This window comes from Gordonia alkaliphila, from assembly GCF_039542465.1.
Taxonomy (GTDB): domain Bacteria; phylum Actinomycetota; class Actinomycetes; order Mycobacteriales; family Mycobacteriaceae; genus Gordonia; species Gordonia alkaliphila.
In genome coordinates, this window is record NZ_BAABIE010000014.1 from 80346 (window position 1) to 98692 (window position 18347).

Sequence of the window (18347 nt, forward strand, 5' to 3'; positions counted from 1 at the left end):
CGCGCCGACGCTGAGCGGCGGCCACACTCGCACTCATGCGGACACTCTTCCGGACCACGCTCATCGCCCTGACGATCTGTCTCGTCGCCGTCCTCGCGACGGTGACGCCGGGCCGCGCGCACGCCGTCGGACCGCTGCCCGACGATTTCCTGTGGGGCGTCGCCAGTTCCGGATTCCAGACCGAGGGCTCCTCGCCGGACAGCAACTGGCGGCGCTATGCCCGGGCGGCGGCGAAGCCGGGGGCGTCGTTCCCCGACGGCGTCGGATCGTCGGTCGACTTCCGGCACCGCTACCGCGAGGACGTCCGGCTCGCCGCGGGCATGGGCGTGACGGTCTACCGCGTGGGTATCGAATGGGCGCGGCTGGAACCTCGCCCGGGGTACGACGAGGCGCGCGAATGGGCCTACTACGACGACCTGGTGGCCGCGATCGTCGAGGCCGGGATGCGCCCCATGCTGACCCTGGACCATTGGGTCTATCCCGGTTGGATCGCCGACCGCGGCGGGTGGGCCGACGCCCGGACCCCGGCGGCCTGGCTGCGGCATCAGCGCCGCGTCGTCGACCGCTACGCGCACCACCGTCCGCTGTGGATCACCGTCAACGAAGCCACCGCGTATCTGATGAAGGAGGTCCAGCACGGTGGGCTGCCGCCGCACCTGGCGCCCGTGATGCTCGATCGTCTGGTCGGCGTGCACCGCGCCATCTACGACCACATCCACCGGCGCGATCCCGGCGCGCTGGTCTCCTCCAACGCCGCCTACATCCCCACGGTGCAGCCGGCGCTGGACCAGACCTTCCTGGACCGCGTGCGCGACAAGCTCGACTTCGTCGGCTTCGACTATTACTACTCGGTGTCGCCGACGCAGCTGGGCGCCGCGCAGATCCTCGCCGACCGTTCGTGGGAGGCCCCGGTGTCCGCCGACGGCCTGTACTACGCCTTCCGCGACTACGCGCGCCGCTTCCCCGGCAAACCCCTCTACGTGATCGAGACCGGCATGCCGACGCAGAACGGCGCCCCGCGGCCCGACGGCTATCGCCGCGCCGACCACCTCCGCGACCTCATCTACTGGACGCAACGCGCCCGCGCCGACGGGATCGACGTGATGGGCCTGAACTACTGGAGCCTCACCGACAACTACGAATGGGGCAGCTACACACCCCGCTTCGGCCTCTACCGGGTCGACGTCCTCACCGACCCGACTCTGCATCGTGTCCCGACCCCGGCGGTCGCCGCGTACCGCCGGATCATCGCCGACGGCGGCGTCGGCCCGCACTACCGTCCGAGCCGCCCGGCCACCGTCTGTTCCCTGGTCGCGGCGCCGTCGAGCTGCACCCAGCCCGTTCGCTGAGGTCCGCTCAGGTCTGCAGCGGAGGCGGCGGCTTCGGCGCGCCGACCGGCGGCGGGATCTTCGGGTAGCGCCGACCTGCGGCCACCATGTTCGGATTCCCCGGTCCCGGCGGATCGCCCGCACCCGGCATCGGCCGTCCGGGCGACGGATCCCAGTCGGTCTCCACCAGCTTCTTCTGCACCACCACGGCGAGGACCAGGATCACTGCACCGATCGCGATCATCACGAGCACGCCGGGCACCCCGCCGATCTTGGCGGCGTTGCCGAGCAGGAGTCCGTACCAGCCGAAGTCCGCGTCGCCGAAGGTGGTGTTCTCCTCGCCGAAGCCGCCGAGCACCCCCACCAGCAGGGCCGGCAGGAAGGTGATCAGCAGACCGTTCGCGAAGGCACCGTTGATGGCGCCGAAGCGGCCACCGGTGGCGTTGCCGTACACACCGGCCGCACCGCCGGTGAAGAAGTGCGGCACCAGACCCGGCAGCACCAGCGCCCAGCCGAACGTCGGCCCCAGCCAGGACGCGAGGATCGCGAGGCCCACGAGACCCGCGGCGAAGCTGGAGAGGAAGCCGATCAGGACGGCGTTCTGGGCGTACGGGAAGACGATCGGCGCGTCCAGTGCGGGGACCGCACCCGGCACCACGCGCTCGGCGATGCCCTGGAACGCGGGTACCAGTTCACCGAGAATGGGCCTGCTGGGGATCGTCGATCCCGACGTGGGCGTCGAACACCGCGTGCACGGCGGCGCCGAGCCGGCGCTCGGCCGGCACCAGCGCCTCGCGCAGTTCCGCGTTGGTCCTCGAGGCCGTCCACAACTCCATCGCCGCCTGGAACGGCGGACCGGCCATCGCCTCGCGCACCGCCTGCACCATCCGGCGCAGGCCGTCCGGGGGGTCCGGCCCGCGACGTCGCCCGAGGCGCTATTTCACTTCGTTCGTCATCACCCGGTACACGCCGAGCAGACCCGGCAGACCGATCCAGATCACCGCGCACACCAGCACCTGCCCCCAGTCCTGGGCGTCGGGAGCCACTTGGCCGATACCCGACAACGCCTCCCGCGGGTACACCCACGGCGCCACCTTCTCGAAGAGGGTGCCCTCGCCGGCAGTGGTTCCGATCGAGCCGAGCAACAGCACCGTCGGCACGATCACTTCCGGCACCACCAGGTAAGTCACCATCGCGCCCGCGGTGTTCAGGATGGCGATCGCGATCGCGAAGGCCATCAGGACGTCGAACAGCGCCCGGATCCCGTCACCCCGGATCGCATCGGCGGCGTCGGCGAACGAGGCGCCGCGAATCGCCACGATCAGGCTGGTCAGAACCAGCATGCCGGCGAAGATCACGGCCGCCCCGATCACCGCGGCGGTGAGCTTGGCCAGCAGCACCCGTTCCCGTCGCGGCTCGAGCGTGAAGGCCGTCACCACCGAGCGCTGGCCCCATTCGGAGGTCACCAGCAGGATCGCCAAGACGCCCACAAAGATCCGGGTCATCACGCCGAACGACGTCAACAACTCGCCGAAACTTCCGAGCGTGCCCGTCGACAGAGCCACCGCGCAGACCCCGAGCCAGACCAGCCCCAGCACGCCCAGCACGATCCACGGACCGCGCGTACCCACCGACTTGCGCAGTTCGACGAGCACCTCGCGCCGGAACGGGATCGACGCCAGGTTCGGATCGATGCCCTTGACGGTCATCGGTGCGCTCATGCTGTTCCTCCCGGAAATTGCTGTGACTGCGGGCCCGGATAATGGGGTTGCCCCGGATAGCCGGGTTGCCCCGGAGGTTGCATCTGCCCGGGCGGCATCATCGGCCCCGCCGGGAGCGGTCCGCGCTGCGCCGCTGCGGTCAACTGGAGGTAGGTCTGCTCGAGCCCGCCGGTGGACGCGGACCCCAGTTCTGTGAGCACCAGTCCGGCGGCCGCGGCTACCTCGCCCACCTGCAGGGTCGACGCGTCCACCACGATCCCGCCGCTCGTTCCCGGTCGGCACGGCAGACCGGCGGCGCCGAGCGCAGCGGCCAGCGCCGTCTCATCCACGGCGCGGACCTGCGTGCCGGGCATTCCGGCCAGCGACTCCTTGGTGCCCTGCGCCATCACCCGGCCGCCGCCGATCACGACGATGTGGTCGGCGATCAGTTCGATCTCGTGAAGCAGGTGTGAGCTGAGCAGAACGGTGCCGCCGGCGTCGGCGAACCCGCGCAGCACGCCGCGCATCCAGTGGATGCCTGCCGGATCGAGACCGTTGACCGGCTCGTCCAGGATCAGCACGCTCGGATCGCCGAGCAACGCGTTCGCCACGCCGAGCCGCTGCCGCATGCCCAGCGAATAGTTGGCCACCCGGCGCCCCGCCTCGGACGGCGACAGCCCCACCACGGCGAGCATCTCGTCCACCCGAGACGTCGGCAGGCCCATCATCTGCGCACTCAGCCGCAGCGTCTCCCGCGCGCTGCGCCCGGAGTGGAACGCCGACGCGTCGAGCAGCGTGCCGACCTGCATCGCGGGATTGGGAATGTCCCGGTACTGATAGCCGCCGATGGTCGCCGACCCCGCCGTGGCCGGCGTGAGCCCGGTGAGCACGCGCAGCGTGGTGGACTTGCCCGCGCCGTTCGGTCCGAGGAAGCCCACCACCTGCCCCGGCTGACAGGTGAACGAGACGTCGTCGACGGCGACGAACGGTCCGTACCTCTTGGTCAAACGTTCCACAACGATCATCACCGCATCATGCCCCGCGCGGCGCGTGCACGCGCGCCGCCGACCTCCCGCGCGCCGCGCCCCCGATGTCTAGACTCGGTCCGGTGTCAGAGAGCAACCGCGTCGTCCTGCCCACCGGCGTCACTCTGCTGGCCGGCCTCGCCGGAACCGGCGACGGACCGTTCGTCCTCCTCAATCCCGGCATGGCGATGCCCAAGTCCACCTGGGACCTCACCGGTGTCACCGGCCAGTTGGTGGACGCCGGCTTCCGTGTGCTGTCGTACAGCGCCCGCGGAGTGGCCGGCTCGGATGCGCCGCCGCCGCCGTACGACATCCCGACCATGGCTGACGACGCCGCCGGGCTGCTGGACCACTTCGACATCGACCGCGCCATCGTCGTCGGTTATTCGATGGGGTGCTACGTCACGCAGGCTCTGTTGGAGCGCCGACCCGGCACCGCGCTCGGCGTCGTGATGTGCGCGGGCCTGCGCTCGTCGCCGATCAGCGCGCTGGTCAACGAGATGGAACTGGCCCTGTTCGAACGCCTCGGGGAACTGCCCAAGACGGTCTCGGCCTTCGAGACCCTGATGACCACGCTCGACCGCGCCTCACTGCAGGATCCGGCCACGGTCCGCGGTTGGCGGGACATGCTGGTCGACGGTGCCAGCTCGTGGACCTCGCCGCAGGGACAGCACGGTCAGCTCGCCGCATCGCAGTCGTGGGTGCTGGCGGGCGAGCCCAGCGAAGCCCGACTGGCGACCATCGATGTGCCGACGCTCGTGATGTCCTTCTCGGAAGACCTGTTCTTCCCGCCGACCACGTCCCGCGCCGCGGCCGCCCTGATCCCGGACGCGGAGTTCATCCAGATCGACGGTTTCGCGCACGGCGGCCTGATGTTGGACCCGAACCGCACCGCCCCCGGGCACATCGTCGACTTCTGTCGCCGGGTGCGGGACGGCTCACGCTAGCGCGTCGCGCTCAGATCTGGTGCCCGTCCCACTCGTGGTCGTGCATGAAGCCGCCGGCCAGGCCGACTCGGTACCGGACACTGTGGCGCAGGATGTTCCCGTAGGCAGCCACCAGCATCACGGCCGGCTTCATGTCGCCCTTCTCGGCGATCACGTCGTCGGCCGCCCGGAAGTCCCGGACGAACTGACGGAAGTTGTTGCCGGGCAAGGAATCCTTGCGCCAGCCGTACAGCGCCATGCCGATACCGATCATGCGGACGCGTCCGGTCGGCGGGTAGATCACCTCGTCGTTCTCCCCGAAGAAGGCGCGATCGACGCGACTCTCCGGCGTGAACATCATGATGCCGCTGGTGGCTCGCGGGTTCGCTTCAATGGTGACCAGTCCGCGGTCGGGATGGTCGATGAAGTCGAAACCGATGTGACCGGTGAAGCCGGTCCGCCGAATCACGTCGCGCACCCACTCCTCGATGCCCGCATGCCGCACCTGTTCGAAGGTGAGGCACGACGATCCGCCGATCGCGTACTTCACCGGGTAGGTGGCGTGCGCGAAGACTTCGCCGTCACGGCAGATGGAGTAGGTGCAGTAGCGATCGCCTTCCAGCCACTCCTGGGCGATCCACGGGTTGGTCGGATCGAAGGTCAGCTGCTTCAGCTCGTCGCCGGGGTAGGCCTTGATCACCAGCTGCGAACCGCGTGAATAGGCTTGTTTCACGGCGAACGGCGTATCGAAGTCGAGCTCGGCGATGTCCTCCGGCCCGGTGATCGACGCGAACTTGAGCGTCTCGATCCCCATCTCCACCAGGGCCTGCTGGAACTTCAGCTTGTTGTGCAGCGTGTCCTCGAGGGCGAAGTCGGACAGGAAGAGCTCGCACGACGGCGGGAACAGGCCCGCCATCATCGCCAGGATGTCGGTCTCCTCGTGAATCGGGATCACCAGGTCGATGCCCTCGGCTTCGACGATCGCCGCGATCTCCCGGCAGTACTTCTGGGGCTGATACTTGGGCGGGCTGACGCGATGGAAGCCGGCCACGGCCTTGGAGAATCGACTCACGGCGATCGGCACACTATCCGCGGTGCTGACCCGATGTCCCGCGGCGGCGAGCAGTCGGGCCAGATTCAGCGTCAGGAACGAACGCCCGAACGTGATGAGAATGTGCTTATGCTGCCCTTGGTCCACGACCGCAAGCGTAGCCCGTCCGGTCAGGGCCTCCTGATACCGTTCACTGGCAACCGACGTGCACTCGCCTCCGCTGAGGTGGCCGAACGACGCCTCGGTCGCTCTATTGACCTGCGAACCAAAGGATCCGACGTTGTACGCACTCGGCATCATCGCAGGCATGATGGCAGCCGTCGCGTACGGCATGTCGACCGTCCTGCGCGCTCTCGGTGCGCGCCGCGTCGCCGTCGCCGAACGTGCAGCCGCAGGTGAGAGTGCCGCTTCGGCGCCCACCGACGATTCCTCGCCGCCGTCGATGTCGTCGACGGTGGCCACGCTGGGCGACCCCGCCTTCATCCTCGGCACCGTGATGGTGGTGATCGGCTTCGCCGGCGGCGCCGTCGCCGCGCGCTTCCTGCCGCTGTTCCTGGCGCAGTCGATCGTCTCGGCCAACCTGGTGGTCACCGCTCTCGTGGCCACCTTCATGCTCAATATCACGCTGCACACGCGCGACTGGGTGGCCATCTGGATGGTGGTCCTCTCCCTGTGCCTGCTCGGCATCTCCTCGGCTCCGCACGCCGAGGACCATGCGGCACGCTCCTTCCACTGGTGGCTGCTGGCCGCAGCTTTCGTCGTCGGGGCCATCGGCCTGTGGGGCGTGTACAAGTTCGGCAAGCTCGCACCGGTGGTCGGCGGCTTCGCCGGCGGCCTCCAGTTCGGCATCATCGCGATGGCCGTGCGCGTGCTCGACGGCGTGGCGCCATTCGACGCGACGGCACTGCTCACCGACCCGGCGGCCTGGGCGATCGCCGTGGCCGGCGCGAGCGGCTTCTACATCCAGACGGTGGCGCTGCAGGTGGGCGCGGTCAACGGCGTGACGGCCGTGCTGGTGGTGGGCGAGACCGCGGGGCCGAGCATCATCGGCGTCCTCTTCCTCGGCGACCACGCCCAGGCCGGACTCGGCTGGCTGGCCGTCGCCGGTTTCATCGGCGCGGTGGTCGGCGCGATCCTCGTCGCCTGGTACGGCAGCGGCGACCCCGATCACTTCGGCGAAGCACCGGAGGAGATCGGCGGCTGGCGGCGCGGCCGCGCCGACCCGCCCACCGTCTGATCTCGCCCTCCGGCCCCTTCCCGCGTGTCGCGACCCCGTTCCCAAGTCGCTTTTCGGGCTCGCGGAGCGAGGCGCGAACAGGGTCGCGACTCGGCCAGCAGGGTTCGCGTCAGGGAGTGGTGGGCGACGACGCCTGCGCCCAGAAGCGCTTCGGGATCCGGCCCGCACCGGCGGCGAGTCGTCCGGCCCGCACCGCGTGCGACATGGCGCGGGCCATCGTCACCGGGTCGTGGGCCCGGGTCACGGCGGTCGCGAGAAGCACTGCGTCGCAACCCAATTCCATCGCGAGCGCGGCATCGCTGGCCGTGCCGATCCCGGCGTCGAGCACCACCGGGACGCCCGCTCGGGCCACGATCATCTCGATGTTGTGCGGGTTCGAGATGCCCAGGCCGGTACCGATCGGCGAGCCGAGCGGCATCACCGCGGCCACCCCGGTGTCCTCGAGCTTGCGGGCCAGCACCGGGTCGTCGTTGGTGTAGGCCAGCACGGAGAACCCGTCGGCCACCATGGCGGCGGCGGCGTCGACCAGTTCCAGGGGATCCGGCAGCAGCGTGTGGTCGTCGGCCACCACCTCGAGTTTGATCAGGTCGGTGCCGGTGGCTTCCCGCGCCAGCTGCGCCACCAGCAGGGCCTCGGCCGCCGTGTGACACCCGGCCGTGTTCGGCAGCACCTGAATCTGCAAGCGCCGCAACAGATCCAGCAGCCCGGTGCCGGATCCGGGGCTGACCCGACGCATGGCGACCGTGGTCAGTTCAGTGCCCGACGCCGCCAACGCCTCCTCCAGAACGGCCAGGTTGGGCGCCCCGCCGGTGCCCATGATGAGCCGGGAGGACAGGGTGCGGCCGGCGATCACCAGCGGATCGTCAGCCACCCTGCACCGCCGTCAGGATGTCGACCACCGCGTACGGCGCGATCGGCTCGGACCACCGCGACTGCGGTCGCACCACGCCGTCGATCGCCACCGCGACCCCGGTGTCCGGCAGGTCGAGATGGGCCAGCAGACCGGTGACGTCGAACGCCGACGGCAACGTCACGACGTCCCCGTTCACCGTCAGCTCCACCGGCTCGGACACGTTCGGATTCGGCACGCTCATCGTGCACTCCTCTCCTCTCGGCGGGCCCGGGCTCGTTCTCCGTGAGCTCCGGCGCCCAGCAGTTCCAGCACGCGCCGGGATGTCCCCGGCGCCAACGCGATGCCGTTCCGGCCGTGGCCGGCGGCCACCAGCAGCCGCTCGTCGATCCGGCGGACGATCGGCAGGCCGTCCGCCGACATCGGCCGGATCCCCGCGGCGGCCTCGGTCAGTTCGTAGGTCCGCAGTCCGGGGAACACCTCGCAGGCATCGGCCAGCAGATCGGCGACGCCACCGGCCTGCGGGCTGCGGTCGTCGACGTCGAGCGCCTCGTATTGCGTGGCGCCCACGACGACGCCGTCGGCACGCGGCACCAGGTAGACGTTGCGGGTGCGCCAGCGGGCGCGCACCACCTGCCGCGGCGGCGCGACCGACCACGTCGTCCGGCGCAGTCGCAGGATCTCGCCCTTCTCGCCGCGCAGTCCGTCGAGTCCGCCCGGCAGCACCGCGCCGGAGTCCAGCCCGGAGGCCACCAGGATCTGGTCCGCCGGAAGGGCCACCGGATCGGTGACGTGCTGATCGATCAGTTCCGCGCCGGCACTCGTCAGCGCCGCGCGCAGCGCCCGGAGCAGCCGCCGGTTGTCCACCGCACCCTCCCCCACCAGGCGATACCCGCCGACCGCCGGCCGCGTCAGTCCGGGCTCGAGGCCGCGAAGTCCTGTGCCGGACAGTTCCTCGATCGCCGCCCCCGCCACACCGCGCGCGCCGGCCACGGCCTCGTCGAGGTACGCGCGGTCGGCGACGTCCGCGGCCACCAGCAGGGTGTCGTCGGCCACCGACACCTCGGGGTCGTCGAGCCGTCGCAACAGCGCCGGCCAGTGCGCCACCGACGCCGCCGACGCCGCGAGCAGCGGCTCCTCGCCCGGTCGCGCCTCGCCGAGACAGCCGAGCATGCCGCCGGCCACCTGCGCGGCCCGGCGCTGCGGACCGGCGTCGTACACCTGGACGCGCCAGCCGTCGTCGACCGCGGCCAAGGCGCAGACCAACCCGACGGCACCGCCGCCGACCACCGCCAACAGCGGTGCTGCACTGAACTTTTCAAGCACGTGAGGACCTTCCTTCGCCGGCATTATCCGGATCAGGTGCGACGGTCCGCGGCGGCGATTCCGCGATCTCAGCCCGGCGGTCCTCCGGGCACCCGTGTCGTTTCTGTGTGCCAGCTAGCCTACCGTTGGCGCCATGAACCTCCGTCGCCGCTTGGCCGATGCGCGCCTCTACCTGTGCACCGACGCTCGCCGGGAACGCGGCGACCTCACCGAATTCGTCGCGGCGGCCCTGGCCGGCGGCGTCGACATCGTGCAACTGCGCGACAAGGGATCGCCGGGCGCCCAGCAGTTCGGCACACTCGAAGCCGCGCAGGAACTGGAATTGCTCGCTGCGCTGCGCGAGCTGACCCGTGCGGCCGGTGCGCTACTGGCCGTCAACGATCGCGCCGACATCGCCGCCGCCGCCGAGGCCGACGTCTTGCACCTGGGCCAGGGCGATCTGCCGCCGACCACCGCGCGAGGCATCGTCGGCGCCGACATGATCATCGGTCGCTCCACGCACGACGAGGAGCAGATGCGAGCCGCGGTGGCCGACGACGCAGTCGACTACTTCTGCACCGGCCCCTGCTGGTCCACGCCCACCAAACCCGGGCGCACCGCCACCGGCCTCGACCTGGTGCGCGCGACCGCCGCCACCGGCACCGACAAGCCGTGGTTCGCCATCGGCGGCATCGATCTGGCGCGTGTCCCGGAGACCGCTGCGGCCGGCGCCTCCCGCATCGTGGTGGTCCGTGCGCTCACCGCTGCGGCGGATCCGACCGCTGCGGCCCGTGCCTTGCGCGCCGCCCGGTAGTCGCCGAGCGGCGGCCCTACTCGGTTGCAGAACCGTCGGATCCGGGTAGGCTGAACGGCATCATGTCGTGGCACAAGCTTCTCGTAACCCGCCGCAGCGGGGTCTGATTCGACCGACCCCCCGCTGCGGGTCGTCGTGCTTTCCACCATCTTTCGTCGGTCATCTCCCTGTCGACTGAAATGAATCGTCACGATGCCCATAATTCTGAACGCTCGTCAAAGCTGTACTCGTGAACACCACGACAGCTCACCGAGGACCCACAACTTCCGTCCCCGCCCGCCGCGCTGGTTTCCCGCGGGGGCCGCGCGCATGAGCGCCGAGCGCTTCGCGAGCGCCTTCGCCCCGTCCGGCTCGATCACCTTGCAGCACTTGCAGATTCACACCGAGGTCGGTGACACCGTCCGCTGCCGGGCCACCCTGATCGTCGACCAGCGGGAACTGCACCTGGAGACCAGCGCCCACGGCACGATCGGCGCGATGAGCGAGATGCTCTACGGCCTGGGCCTGGGCGTCGAGATCGTCGGGCTGTACCACCAGAACGACGGCGCCGAGGTCACCGCGTATCTGCAGTGCCTGCGCGACGGCGAACGCTGCTGGTCGTACGGTCGCGCCGCCACCGGCGACGAGGCCACCGTCCACGCCCTGATCGCCGCGGCCAATCAGCTCACCGGCCGCCTGCAGGCCGCCTGACCCGCAGACGTTTGCCCCGCCGCGTCAGCGCAATCGTTTACCCCGCCGCGTCAGCGCAATCGTTTACGCAGCGTCGGCCAGGCGTGACCGAAGCCGGGGTGCAGCGGCAGGTGTTCGACGTCCGTCTCGTCCACCCACCGCAATTCCGCGGACTCGCCGTTGGCGACGGTGGCGATCGGTTCGGCGACCCGGGCCAGCACGGTGGTGTAGGTCCAGCCGCTGACCGCCTCGTGGGTCACCTCGGTCTCGAGCACCTCGATCGCGGACTCGTCGATCCCGGCTTCCTCATGGGCTTCCCGGACCGCGGCGTCCACCGCCGACTCGTGCGAGTCCCGGGCGCCGCCCGGCAGACCCCAGGTGCCGCCCTGGTGCGACCAAACCGCGCGATGCTGCAGCAGCACGCCGAGTCCACCGTCGGGCAGGCGGGTACACAGCAGCAACCCCGCCGCTCCGTGCCGACCCCAGTACCGAGCACCGTCGGGGTCGAACACCCAACCGTCGCCATCTCCGCGCACGCGCCGACCTCTCTTTCCAGACCCACCGTACCGGGTGCCGCAGTGACACAGGCCGTTCGCCGACTAGGGTTGTGACACGACAGAAAGGCACCCATTCGTGAGCGGCCAAGACACGTCAGTACGCAGTGCGCTGACGCATGCCGGTCGCCGGGTGTTGCCGGAGAGCACGCAGGCCAATCCGCGCCTGCGGCAGGTGATCGCCGACCGCCGCGAAATCGCTGCGATGACCCGCGATCGGGTGAGCTCGCCGATCACCGCGTTCAAGTTCTACGCCTTGACCACCCCGGGGAAGCTCGGCGTGATCATGTTCGCGATGGTCCTCGCGTGCGCCCTCACCGGTTTCTACGCGTCGTCGAACCTGAACCAGCGCAGCGCGACGATGGAATCGCTGATCGAAAGCAGCGAGCCGCTCGCCGAGGCGGCGGAGGTGTTGTACAGCTCGCTGTCGGTGGCCGACGCGGCCGCGAACTCGGCGTTCATCTCGGGCGGCCGGGAGTCGCCGGACCTGCGCCACCAGTACGCCGACGCGATCGCGAGTTCGGGCACCGCGCTGGTCGCCTCGGCCGACGGCGGCGACCTCGGCGCGACGACCGGACCCTCCGCGGGCGTCTCGGTGCGCGACGACCTGGACACGATGGCCGTGCAGATCCCGTCGTACACGGGCGTGATCGAGACCGCCCGCACCAATAATCGCCTGGGCAATCCGGTCGGATCGGCCTACCTCGTGCAGGCCTCGGCCATCATGCAGGGCAATATCCTGCCCGCCGCCGAACGGCTGTACAACCAGCGGTCGGCCGCCATCTCCGAGCCGCAGCGCACCCTCACCGTGCCGCCGTGGGGCGTGTACGTCGCACTGTTCACCACCATCGCCATGCTGGTGATCTCCGGCCGCTACCTCGCCCGACGCACCCGGCGCCACTTCAACCTCGGCCTGGTCGCCGCCCTCGTCGCCCTCGGCTTCGGCACCGTCTGGCTGTTGGGGACGGGCCTGGCCTCGGTGGCCGCCGCCAACACGGCCAAGACGTCGGGCGCGGAACCGCTGCACGAGCTCACCACCATGCGCATCCTCACCCAGCAGGCCCGCTCGGTGGAGACCCTGAGCCTGGTCCGGCGCGGCGATCCGGGGCAGCTGGACCGCGACTTCAATTCCGCGATCAATCAGATCCGCGGCACCACCGCGAACCTGCTCGCCGACCACGACGATTCCGACATCGTGACGCCCCTGAAGCAGGTGCAGGACTCGCTCGTCCTCTGGGAGCGCGCGCATCGGGAGGTGACGCAGCGGCTGGCCGCCGGCGATTTCAACGCCGCCCGCGCCCTGACCATCGGCACCGGCGACATCAGCACGGCCTCCGGATACGAGCAGGTCAACACCTCGCTGCTGTCGGCGATCGACGAAGCCCGCGACACGTTCCGGAACAACATCAACACCGCCCAGAAACTCCTCGGCTACACCGGAACGGTCATCGGCTGGCTGTGCGTGGTGGCCGGCATCGCGGTGATCGGCGGCCTGGTGGCACGTATTCGGGAGTACCGATGAGAACGGGCGTGCGGGCCTCGGCCGCGGTGGTGATGGCCCTGATGCTGGCCCTCACCGGCTGTTCGACGCAGGAACTCGCAGCGAACGATCCGCCCACGACCAGCGCCGAACTCCCCATCCCGCCGGGCGCGTCGTTCGGGGTGCAGCCGGTCGAGGGCACCGACGCGCAGTCCTGCGATGCCACCACCAGCCTGCGTCCGCTCTCACCCATGCCCGATCCGGGGCAGATGCCGCGCGGATCGACGATGGCCCGGATCGCCGCCCGCGGCCGACTCGTGGTGGGCACCGACATCGGCAGCAACCCGCTCAGCTTCCGCAATCCGATCTCCGGCGACATCGAGGGCTTCGACATCGCCGTCGCCCACTGGATCTCCGATGCGATCTTCGGCGACGTCCGCGTCGAGTATCGGATCCTGTCGGCCGGCGACCGGGTGGAAGCACTGCGCGGCGGCGACGTCGACGTGGTCCTCAAATCCCTGAGCATCACCTGCGAGCGCCGCCAGAGCATCGACTTCTCCGCCCCGTACTACGTGGCCTCGCAGCGGATCCTGGTGTACCGCAACTCCGGCATCGAGACCGTCGCGGGACTGGCGCACAAGTCGGTGTGCGCCACCCGGAACTCCACCGCCGTCAGCCGGATCCAGAACCGGGTGCCCAGCGCGCAGATGGTCAGCACCAACACGTGGGCCGACTGCCTGGTCCTCATGCAGCAGGGCCAGGTGGACGCCGTCGTCGGCGACGCCCCCATCCTGTCCGGAATCGCGGCCCAGGACCCGTGGGTCCGTATCGTCGGCGACCCGATCGGTACCGAGTATTACGGCGTGGGCATTCCGCAGGGCGAGAACGATATGGTGCGATTCGTGAACGGCGTCTTGGAGCAGCGCAGGGCCGACGGCAGTTGGCAACGCGCCTACGACCAATGGCTGTCGGTGCTGGGTCCATCGTCCCCTCCGGCCGTCTCCTATCGGGACTGATGCCGTGACCGATTCCGACCCGGATCTCGACGAGCAGCACCTCGACGGGCAGCAGCTCGACGACCAGGTAGACGACGAGCAGTCGTACTCGCACGAGACCGCCCGCACCCAAGCCGCCGTCCCGTTCTCCCTCGACGACTACGACGATGACGACGACCATCTGCCGACCCAGGCGACGCCGAGCGGCAGCCTCTTCGAGGATCGCCCGTCGTCGCCCACGCTGCGCCGACCGCGCCGCGGCGCCTTCCCCGTGCACGACCGCCGTCTCGGCAGCGACCTGGTGCAGCTGCCGCCGCTGCAGGACATCGATCCGGACGACGCGGTGCTGTCGAATCCGGTCATCGTGGAGAGCAAGCGGTTCTGTTGGAACTGCGGCAAACCGGTCGGCCGCAGCTCCGGCCCCCACAAGGGCCCACTGTCGGGGTACTGCCCGCACTGCGGTTCCCGCTACTCGTTCGTGCCCGGTCTCCAACGCGGCACCATGGTGGCCGACCAGTACGAGATCGCCGGCGCCATCGCGCACGGCGGCATGGGGTGGATCTATCTGGCCGTCGACCACAACGTGTCCGACCGCCCCGTCGTCCTCAAGGGCCTGCTGAATTCGTCGGATTCGGCGGCCCGCGCCGTCGCGATCGCGGAACGACAGTTCCTGGCCTCGGTGAACGACCCCGGCGTGGTCAAGATCTACAACTTCGTCGAGTACACCGACTCCGAGGATCGGCAGCTCGGCTACATCGTCATGGAGTACGTGGGCGGTCACACGCTCAAGCAGCTCACCACCGGGCCCGACGGCGCCAAGGTGAATCTGCCCATCGAGCAGGCGATGGCCTACATCCTCGAGGTGCTCTCGGCCGTCGGGCATCTGCATTCGCTCGGCTTGGCCTACAACGACGTCAAGCCGGACAACATCATGATCACCAGTGACGAGGTGAAGCTGATCGACATGGGTGCGGTGTCGACCATCAACGGCTACGGGCACCTGTACGGCACCCCCGGTTTCCAGGCGCCGGAGATCGTCGAGACCGGCCCACAGGTGGTCACCGACATCTACAGCATCGGTCGCACGCTGGCCGCGCTGACCCTGGACCTGCCGATGACGCAGGGGCGGTACGACGACGGGCTGCCCGACCCGGAGACCACCGAGCTGCTGGCCGCCAATCCGTCGTACTACTACCTGCTGCAGCGGGCCACCTCGCCTGATCCGGCCGAGCGTTTCGAGTCCACCGAGGAAATGACCACGCAGGTGATGGCGGTCCTGCGGGAGACCGTCGCACTCCACACCGGCGTGCCCCGGCCGGCGATGTCGAAGGTCTTCACCCCGCAGCGCTCCACCTTCGGCACCAACCTGATCCTGCGACCGATCGACGGCTTCTTCGACCCGAGTCAGGCCGCCGAACCCGACCCGGCCGACATCGCTCGCGCCCTGCCCGTGCCGCTCGTCGACCCCGAGGATCCGGCCGCCGGCCTGCTCAGCTCGGCCGCGCTGAGTTACCCGCGGCAGGCGCTCGACAGCATCCAGGTGGCCCGGGCCGAGGGCTTCCCCGGCATGCCCGCCGGTTCCACCGAATCGTCCTGCGCCGAGCCGCCGCAGCATCCGTCACCGGAAGTGGATCTCGCGGAGGCGCGTGCCCACCTGGAACTGGGCAACCTCATGATCGCGCAACGACTGCTCGACGAGGTCTCGCGGAACCACGGCGAGTCGTGGCGGCTGCACTGGTATCTCGGCATGTACGCGTTGAAGGACGGCGACGCCGAACTCGCCTACGAACGCTTTCAGACCGTGCTGGAAGCGCTGCCCGGCGAGGTGGCGCCGAAGCTGGCGGTGGCCGGGACCGCCGAGCTGATCGGCTACTGGCTGTCCGAGCAGGACGACACCTCCAACGAGCAGATCGCTCAGATCGAGCACTGGTACGACATCGCTCGGCACCACTACCACGACCTGTGGCTGACCGATCATTCGATCGTCACCGCGGCTTTCGGCCTCGCGCGCATGTTGATCGCCGACGGCCGCCACTTGGAAGCCATCGAACCGCTCGACGAAGTGCCCACCACCAGCCGCCACTACGGGGTGGCGCAGGAGAGCGCGATCCTCTGCCTGGTGCACGGCCGGCCGCCGAGCGAGGTGGCGCGTGAGGAATTGTTCGAGGCGGCCGACCGGCTGGCGCAGCTGCACGACGAGGACCGGCGGCTCGGGCGTCTGCGGCTGATCGTCCTGGGCACCACGCTGGGCTGGATCGACACGCACCGCGAGCAGATCGAAGCGGAGGAGAACGACGGCGACTCCCCCGACGACTTCCTCGGCTTCCCGTTCACCGAGCACGGTCTGCGGGCCGGGACCGAGCGGTCGCTGCGCGAGCTGGCCCGCCGTACCCGGGACAACCGGGCCCACCGATTCCTCCTGGTAGACCTCGCGAATCTGGTTCGCCCCGCCACCCTGTTCTGAGGCTGCAGCCGGAAATATCGGACAGTACGCCCGATCACACGTCCGGCGATATGGTGAGCATCGTGACTGACGCTCCCTCCGCTGCGACCGCTGACTCGGCCGCAGACGAAAGGCCCACCGTCGAGATCAATCGCCGCCTGGTCTACATCATCTACGCGGCCTTGATGGCCGCGATGTTCCTGTCGTCGATGGACCAGTCGGTGGTCAGCACCGCGCTGCCGACCATCGTCGGCGACCTGGGCGCGGTGGCGCACGAGGGCTGGATCATCACCTCGTACCTACTGGCCATCGCCATCGTGATGCCTATCTACGGCAAGATCGGCGACCTCTACGGTCGTCGTTGGCCGTTCCTGTTCGCCATCACGATCTTCGTGATCGGTTCGTTGGCGTCGGCCCTGGCCGGATCGTTCTGGATCCTGGTCGCGGCCCGCACCTTCCAAGGCCTGGGCGCCGGCGGCCTGGTGATCCTGTCGCAGGCGATCATCGCCGACATCGTCTCGGCGCGCGATCGCGGTAAGTACATGGGCCCGATGGGCGCCATCTTCGGTGTCGCCTCGGTGGCCGGTCCGCTGCTGGGCGGCTACTTCACCGAGGGCCCGGGCTGGCGCTGGTGCTTCTGGCTGAACGTGCCGATCGGCCTCACCGCGCTGGTGGTGGCGTTCTTCGCGCTGAAGCTGCCGATGCAGAAGTCCACGCGGCCGTTCGACTGGTGGGGCACCATCCTGCTGACCCTGTTCACGTCGGGCATCGTCTTCCTGACCAGCTGGACCAGCGTGGCCCCGAGCGGCAAGTACGACTGGTCCAACCCGTGGCTCGGCGCCCTGCTGGTGGCCACCATCGTCGCCTTCGGCCTGTTCATCCTGGTCGAAACCCGCGTCGACGAGCCCCTCGTGCCGCTGCGCCTGTTCCGCAGTTCGGTGTTCACCGTCTCGGTCCTCGTCGCGCTGATCCTGGGCATCACGATGTTCGCGGCCCTGAGCTACCTGCCGACCTTCCTGCAGATGGCCCGCGGCGCCGGCCCCACCGATTCGGGTCTGCTCATGTTGCCGATGACCGCCGGCGTCATGCTGACCGCCGTGGTCTCCGGTCTGTTGATCACCAAGACCGGCAAGTACCGGATCTACCCGATCATGGGTATGGCGATCACCACCGCGGGCATCGCCTGGCTCACCCGACTCACCGGCAGCATGTCGATGATCCTCTTCGGCGCCATGATCTTCGTCCTCGGCTTCGGCATGGGCCTGGTGATCCAGACCATCGTCATCGCCGTGCAGAACGCCGTGGATCCGAGCGAAGTCGGTACCGCGACCTCCACGAACAACTTCCTGCGCGAGATCGGCGCGGCCGTCGGCACCTCGATCTTCGGCACCCTGTTCACCAGCAGACTGACCACCAACCTGCACGACGTGATGGACAAGATCCCGCCGGAGGACCTGCCCAAGGGGCTGCTCGACGGCGACCTCACCCCCACCGTGGTCAAGAACCTGCCCGAGCCCCTGCACACGCAGGTGGTCGACGCCTACGTCAACGCCATGGCCCCCACCTTCTGGTTCCTGGTGCCCATCGCCGCGATCGGCTTCATCCTCTCGCTGTTCCTGCGCAACAAGGCCCTCTCCACCCAGGCCGGCCTCGTCGCCAAGGGTCAGGTGGACGAACCCGATGCCCCCTTCAAGGACGCGGCGCCCGCCCCCGCCTCCTAACGTCGCTCGCCCGCCGTTCGCGGCACCGACCAACACCCGCGTCACCCGACACCAAAGGCGGCAGCCCCGGCTGCCGCCTTTGCCCGTCACGGCAGCATTTGTCGTGCACTGCCTCCTGACCTGACCTGAGTTGGACCTCCTGAGCTGATTTTCGGGGGCGGTTCTTGGATCGGTGCAGGCCAGGGCTGTTCGGGTGGTCAGTTTCGGGCACTAAATGGTCGGGTATGTTCGGTGGGTGCCTCCGTATGT

The 18347-nt window shown here is 69.4% G+C and carries 17 protein-coding genes, 1 pseudogene and 1 riboswitch; of the genes and pseudogenes, 9 read left to right on the forward strand and 9 right to left on the reverse strand.

Annotation, left to right across the window (positions count from 1 at the left end; genetic code table 11):
- The first annotated feature begins 35 nt into the window (after nt 1-35).
- Nucleotides 36-1349, forward strand: a complete 1314-nt coding sequence (locus tag ABD989_RS14585; RefSeq protein ID WP_345314036.1) for a family 1 glycosylhydrolase — start codon at nt 36-38, stop codon at nt 1347-1349.
- A 7-nt stretch (nt 1350-1356) separates the two neighbouring features.
- Here ABD989_RS14585 and ABD989_RS14590 read toward each other — a convergent pair.
- The 4 genes and pseudogenes from ABD989_RS14590 to ABD989_RS14605 all read right to left on the reverse strand — a co-directional run.
- Nucleotides 1357-2037, reverse strand: a pseudogene (locus tag ABD989_RS14590) (PTS transporter subunit IIC); the annotation flags it as partial.
- Nucleotides 2021-2203 carry a hypothetical protein gene (locus ABD989_RS14595; RefSeq protein WP_345314037.1) on the reverse strand — a complete coding sequence of 61 codons (183 nt, stop codon included), beginning with the start codon at nt 2201-2203 and terminating at the stop codon, nt 2021-2023. The pseudogene ABD989_RS14590 and the gene ABD989_RS14595, both read right to left, overlap by 17 nt.
- A gap of 60 nt (nt 2204-2263) precedes the next feature.
- Nucleotides 2264-3049, reverse strand: coding sequence for a hypothetical protein (locus ABD989_RS14600; RefSeq protein WP_345314038.1), 786 nt, complete (start codon nt 3047-3049; stop codon nt 2264-2266).
- Nucleotides 3046-4053 carry an ABC transporter ATP-binding protein gene (locus tag ABD989_RS14605; protein ID WP_345314039.1) on the reverse strand — a complete coding sequence of 336 codons (1008 nt, stop codon included), beginning with the start codon at nt 4051-4053 and terminating at the stop codon, nt 3046-3048. The genes ABD989_RS14600 and ABD989_RS14605 overlap by 4 nt, the downstream gene beginning before the upstream one ends.
- An 83-nt stretch (nt 4054-4136) precedes the next feature.
- Between ABD989_RS14605 and ABD989_RS14610 the strand changes: the two genes are divergently transcribed.
- Complete coding sequence (locus ABD989_RS14610; RefSeq protein WP_345314040.1) at nt 4137-5000, forward strand: alpha/beta fold hydrolase; 864 nt, start codon at nt 4137-4139, stop codon at nt 4998-5000.
- 10 nt (nt 5001-5010) lie between these two features.
- On the opposite strand, the gene ABD989_RS14615 is transcribed toward ABD989_RS14610, so the two are convergent.
- Entirely contained in the window at nt 5011-6177 is a 1167-nt protein-coding gene (locus ABD989_RS14615; protein WP_345314041.1) for an ATP-grasp domain-containing protein, read from the reverse strand.
- Nucleotides 6178-6310: 133 nt separating this feature from the next.
- Here ABD989_RS14615 and ABD989_RS14620 point away from each other — a divergent pair, with 133 nt between their 5' ends.
- On the forward strand, nt 6311-7267 hold the full coding sequence (locus ABD989_RS14620) for an EamA/RhaT family transporter (RefSeq protein WP_345314042.1): 957 nt from the start codon (nt 6311-6313) through the stop codon (nt 7265-7267).
- Between the two features lie 109 nt (nt 7268-7376).
- Here the strand turns inward: ABD989_RS14620 and thiG are convergent, their stop codons facing one another.
- From thiG to ABD989_RS14635, 3 genes are all read right to left on the reverse strand, one after another.
- A complete protein-coding gene (gene thiG / locus ABD989_RS14625) occupies nt 7377-8138 on the reverse strand; it encodes a thiazole synthase (RefSeq protein ID WP_345314043.1) in 762 nt (253 codons plus the stop codon).
- On the reverse strand, nt 8131-8361 hold the full coding sequence (gene thiS / locus ABD989_RS14630) for a sulfur carrier protein ThiS (protein WP_345314044.1): 231 nt from the start codon (nt 8359-8361) through the stop codon (nt 8131-8133). Before thiS ends, thiG begins: the two co-directional genes overlap by 8 nt.
- Complete coding sequence (locus ABD989_RS14635) at nt 8358-9443, reverse strand: FAD-dependent oxidoreductase (RefSeq protein ID WP_345314045.1); 1086 nt, start codon at nt 9441-9443, stop codon at nt 8358-8360. Before ABD989_RS14635 ends, thiS begins: the two co-directional genes overlap by 4 nt.
- A riboswitch (TPP riboswitch) is annotated at nt 9435-9549 on the reverse strand. It overlaps the preceding gene by 9 nt.
- 27 nt (nt 9550-9576) lie before the next feature.
- Between ABD989_RS14635 and thiE the strand changes: the two genes are divergently transcribed.
- Nucleotides 9577-10236, forward strand: a complete 660-nt coding sequence (thiE, locus tag ABD989_RS14640) for a thiamine phosphate synthase (RefSeq protein ID WP_345314046.1) — start codon at nt 9577-9579, stop codon at nt 10234-10236.
- Nucleotides 10237-10545: 309 nt separating this feature from the next.
- Nucleotides 10546-10926, forward strand: a complete 381-nt coding sequence (locus ABD989_RS14645) for a 2-isopropylmalate synthase (RefSeq protein WP_246993613.1) — start codon at nt 10546-10548, stop codon at nt 10924-10926.
- A 50-nt stretch (nt 10927-10976) separates the two neighbouring features.
- Here ABD989_RS14645 and ABD989_RS14650 read toward each other — a convergent pair whose 3' ends face one another.
- Nucleotides 10977-11441 carry an NUDIX hydrolase gene (locus tag ABD989_RS14650; protein WP_246993612.1) on the reverse strand — a complete coding sequence of 155 codons (465 nt, stop codon included), beginning with the start codon at nt 11439-11441 and terminating at the stop codon, nt 10977-10979.
- A 97-nt stretch (nt 11442-11538) separates the two neighbouring features.
- Between ABD989_RS14650 and ABD989_RS14655 the strand changes: the two genes are divergently transcribed.
- The 4 genes from ABD989_RS14655 to ABD989_RS14670 all read left to right on the forward strand — a co-directional run bounded on the left by ABD989_RS14655 (nt 11539) and on the right by ABD989_RS14670 (nt 18098).
- Nucleotides 11539-12981, forward strand: coding sequence for a hypothetical protein (locus tag ABD989_RS14655; RefSeq protein WP_246993611.1), 1443 nt, complete (start codon nt 11539-11541; stop codon nt 12979-12981).
- Complete coding sequence (locus tag ABD989_RS14660) at nt 12978-13955, forward strand: glutamate ABC transporter substrate-binding protein (protein WP_345314047.1); 978 nt, start codon at nt 12978-12980, stop codon at nt 13953-13955. Before ABD989_RS14655 ends, ABD989_RS14660 begins: the two co-directional genes overlap by 4 nt.
- Nucleotides 13945-16398 carry a serine/threonine-protein kinase gene (locus tag ABD989_RS14665; RefSeq protein ID WP_425556542.1) on the forward strand — a complete coding sequence of 818 codons (2454 nt, stop codon included), beginning with the start codon at nt 13945-13947 and terminating at the stop codon, nt 16396-16398. Before ABD989_RS14660 ends, ABD989_RS14665 begins: the two co-directional genes overlap by 11 nt.
- A gap of 62 nt (nt 16399-16460) precedes the next feature.
- On the forward strand, nt 16461-18098 hold the full coding sequence (locus tag ABD989_RS14670) for an MDR family MFS transporter (RefSeq protein ID WP_345314049.1): 1638 nt from the start codon (nt 16461-16463) through the stop codon (nt 18096-18098).
- Nucleotides 18099-18347: the final 249 nt, after the last annotated feature.

What these genes read in the sequence shown, in the direction of transcription:
- ABD989_RS14585 (WP_345314036.1), top strand. Translation starts at nt 36, where the DNA reads ATGCGGACACTCTTCCGGACCACGCTCATCGCCCTGACGATCTGTCTC.
- ABD989_RS14600 (WP_345314038.1), bottom strand. Translation starts at nt 3,049, where the DNA reads ATGAGCGCACCGATGACCGTCAAGGGCATCGATCCGAACCTGGCGTCG.
- ABD989_RS14605 (WP_345314039.1), bottom strand. Translation starts at nt 4,053, where the DNA reads ATGATCGTTGTGGAACGTTTGACCAAGAGGTACGGACCGTTCGTCGCC.
- thiS (WP_345314044.1), bottom strand. Translation starts at nt 8,361, where the DNA reads ATGAGCGTGCCGAATCCGAACGTGTCCGAGCCGGTGGAGCTGACGGTG.
- thiE (WP_345314046.1), top strand. Translation starts at nt 9,577, where the DNA reads ATGAACCTCCGTCGCCGCTTGGCCGATGCGCGCCTCTACCTGTGCACC.
- ABD989_RS14645 (WP_246993613.1), top strand. Translation starts at nt 10,546, where the DNA reads ATGAGCGCCGAGCGCTTCGCGAGCGCCTTCGCCCCGTCCGGCTCGATC.
- ABD989_RS14660 (WP_345314047.1), top strand. Translation starts at nt 12,978, where the DNA reads ATGAGAACGGGCGTGCGGGCCTCGGCCGCGGTGGTGATGGCCCTGATG.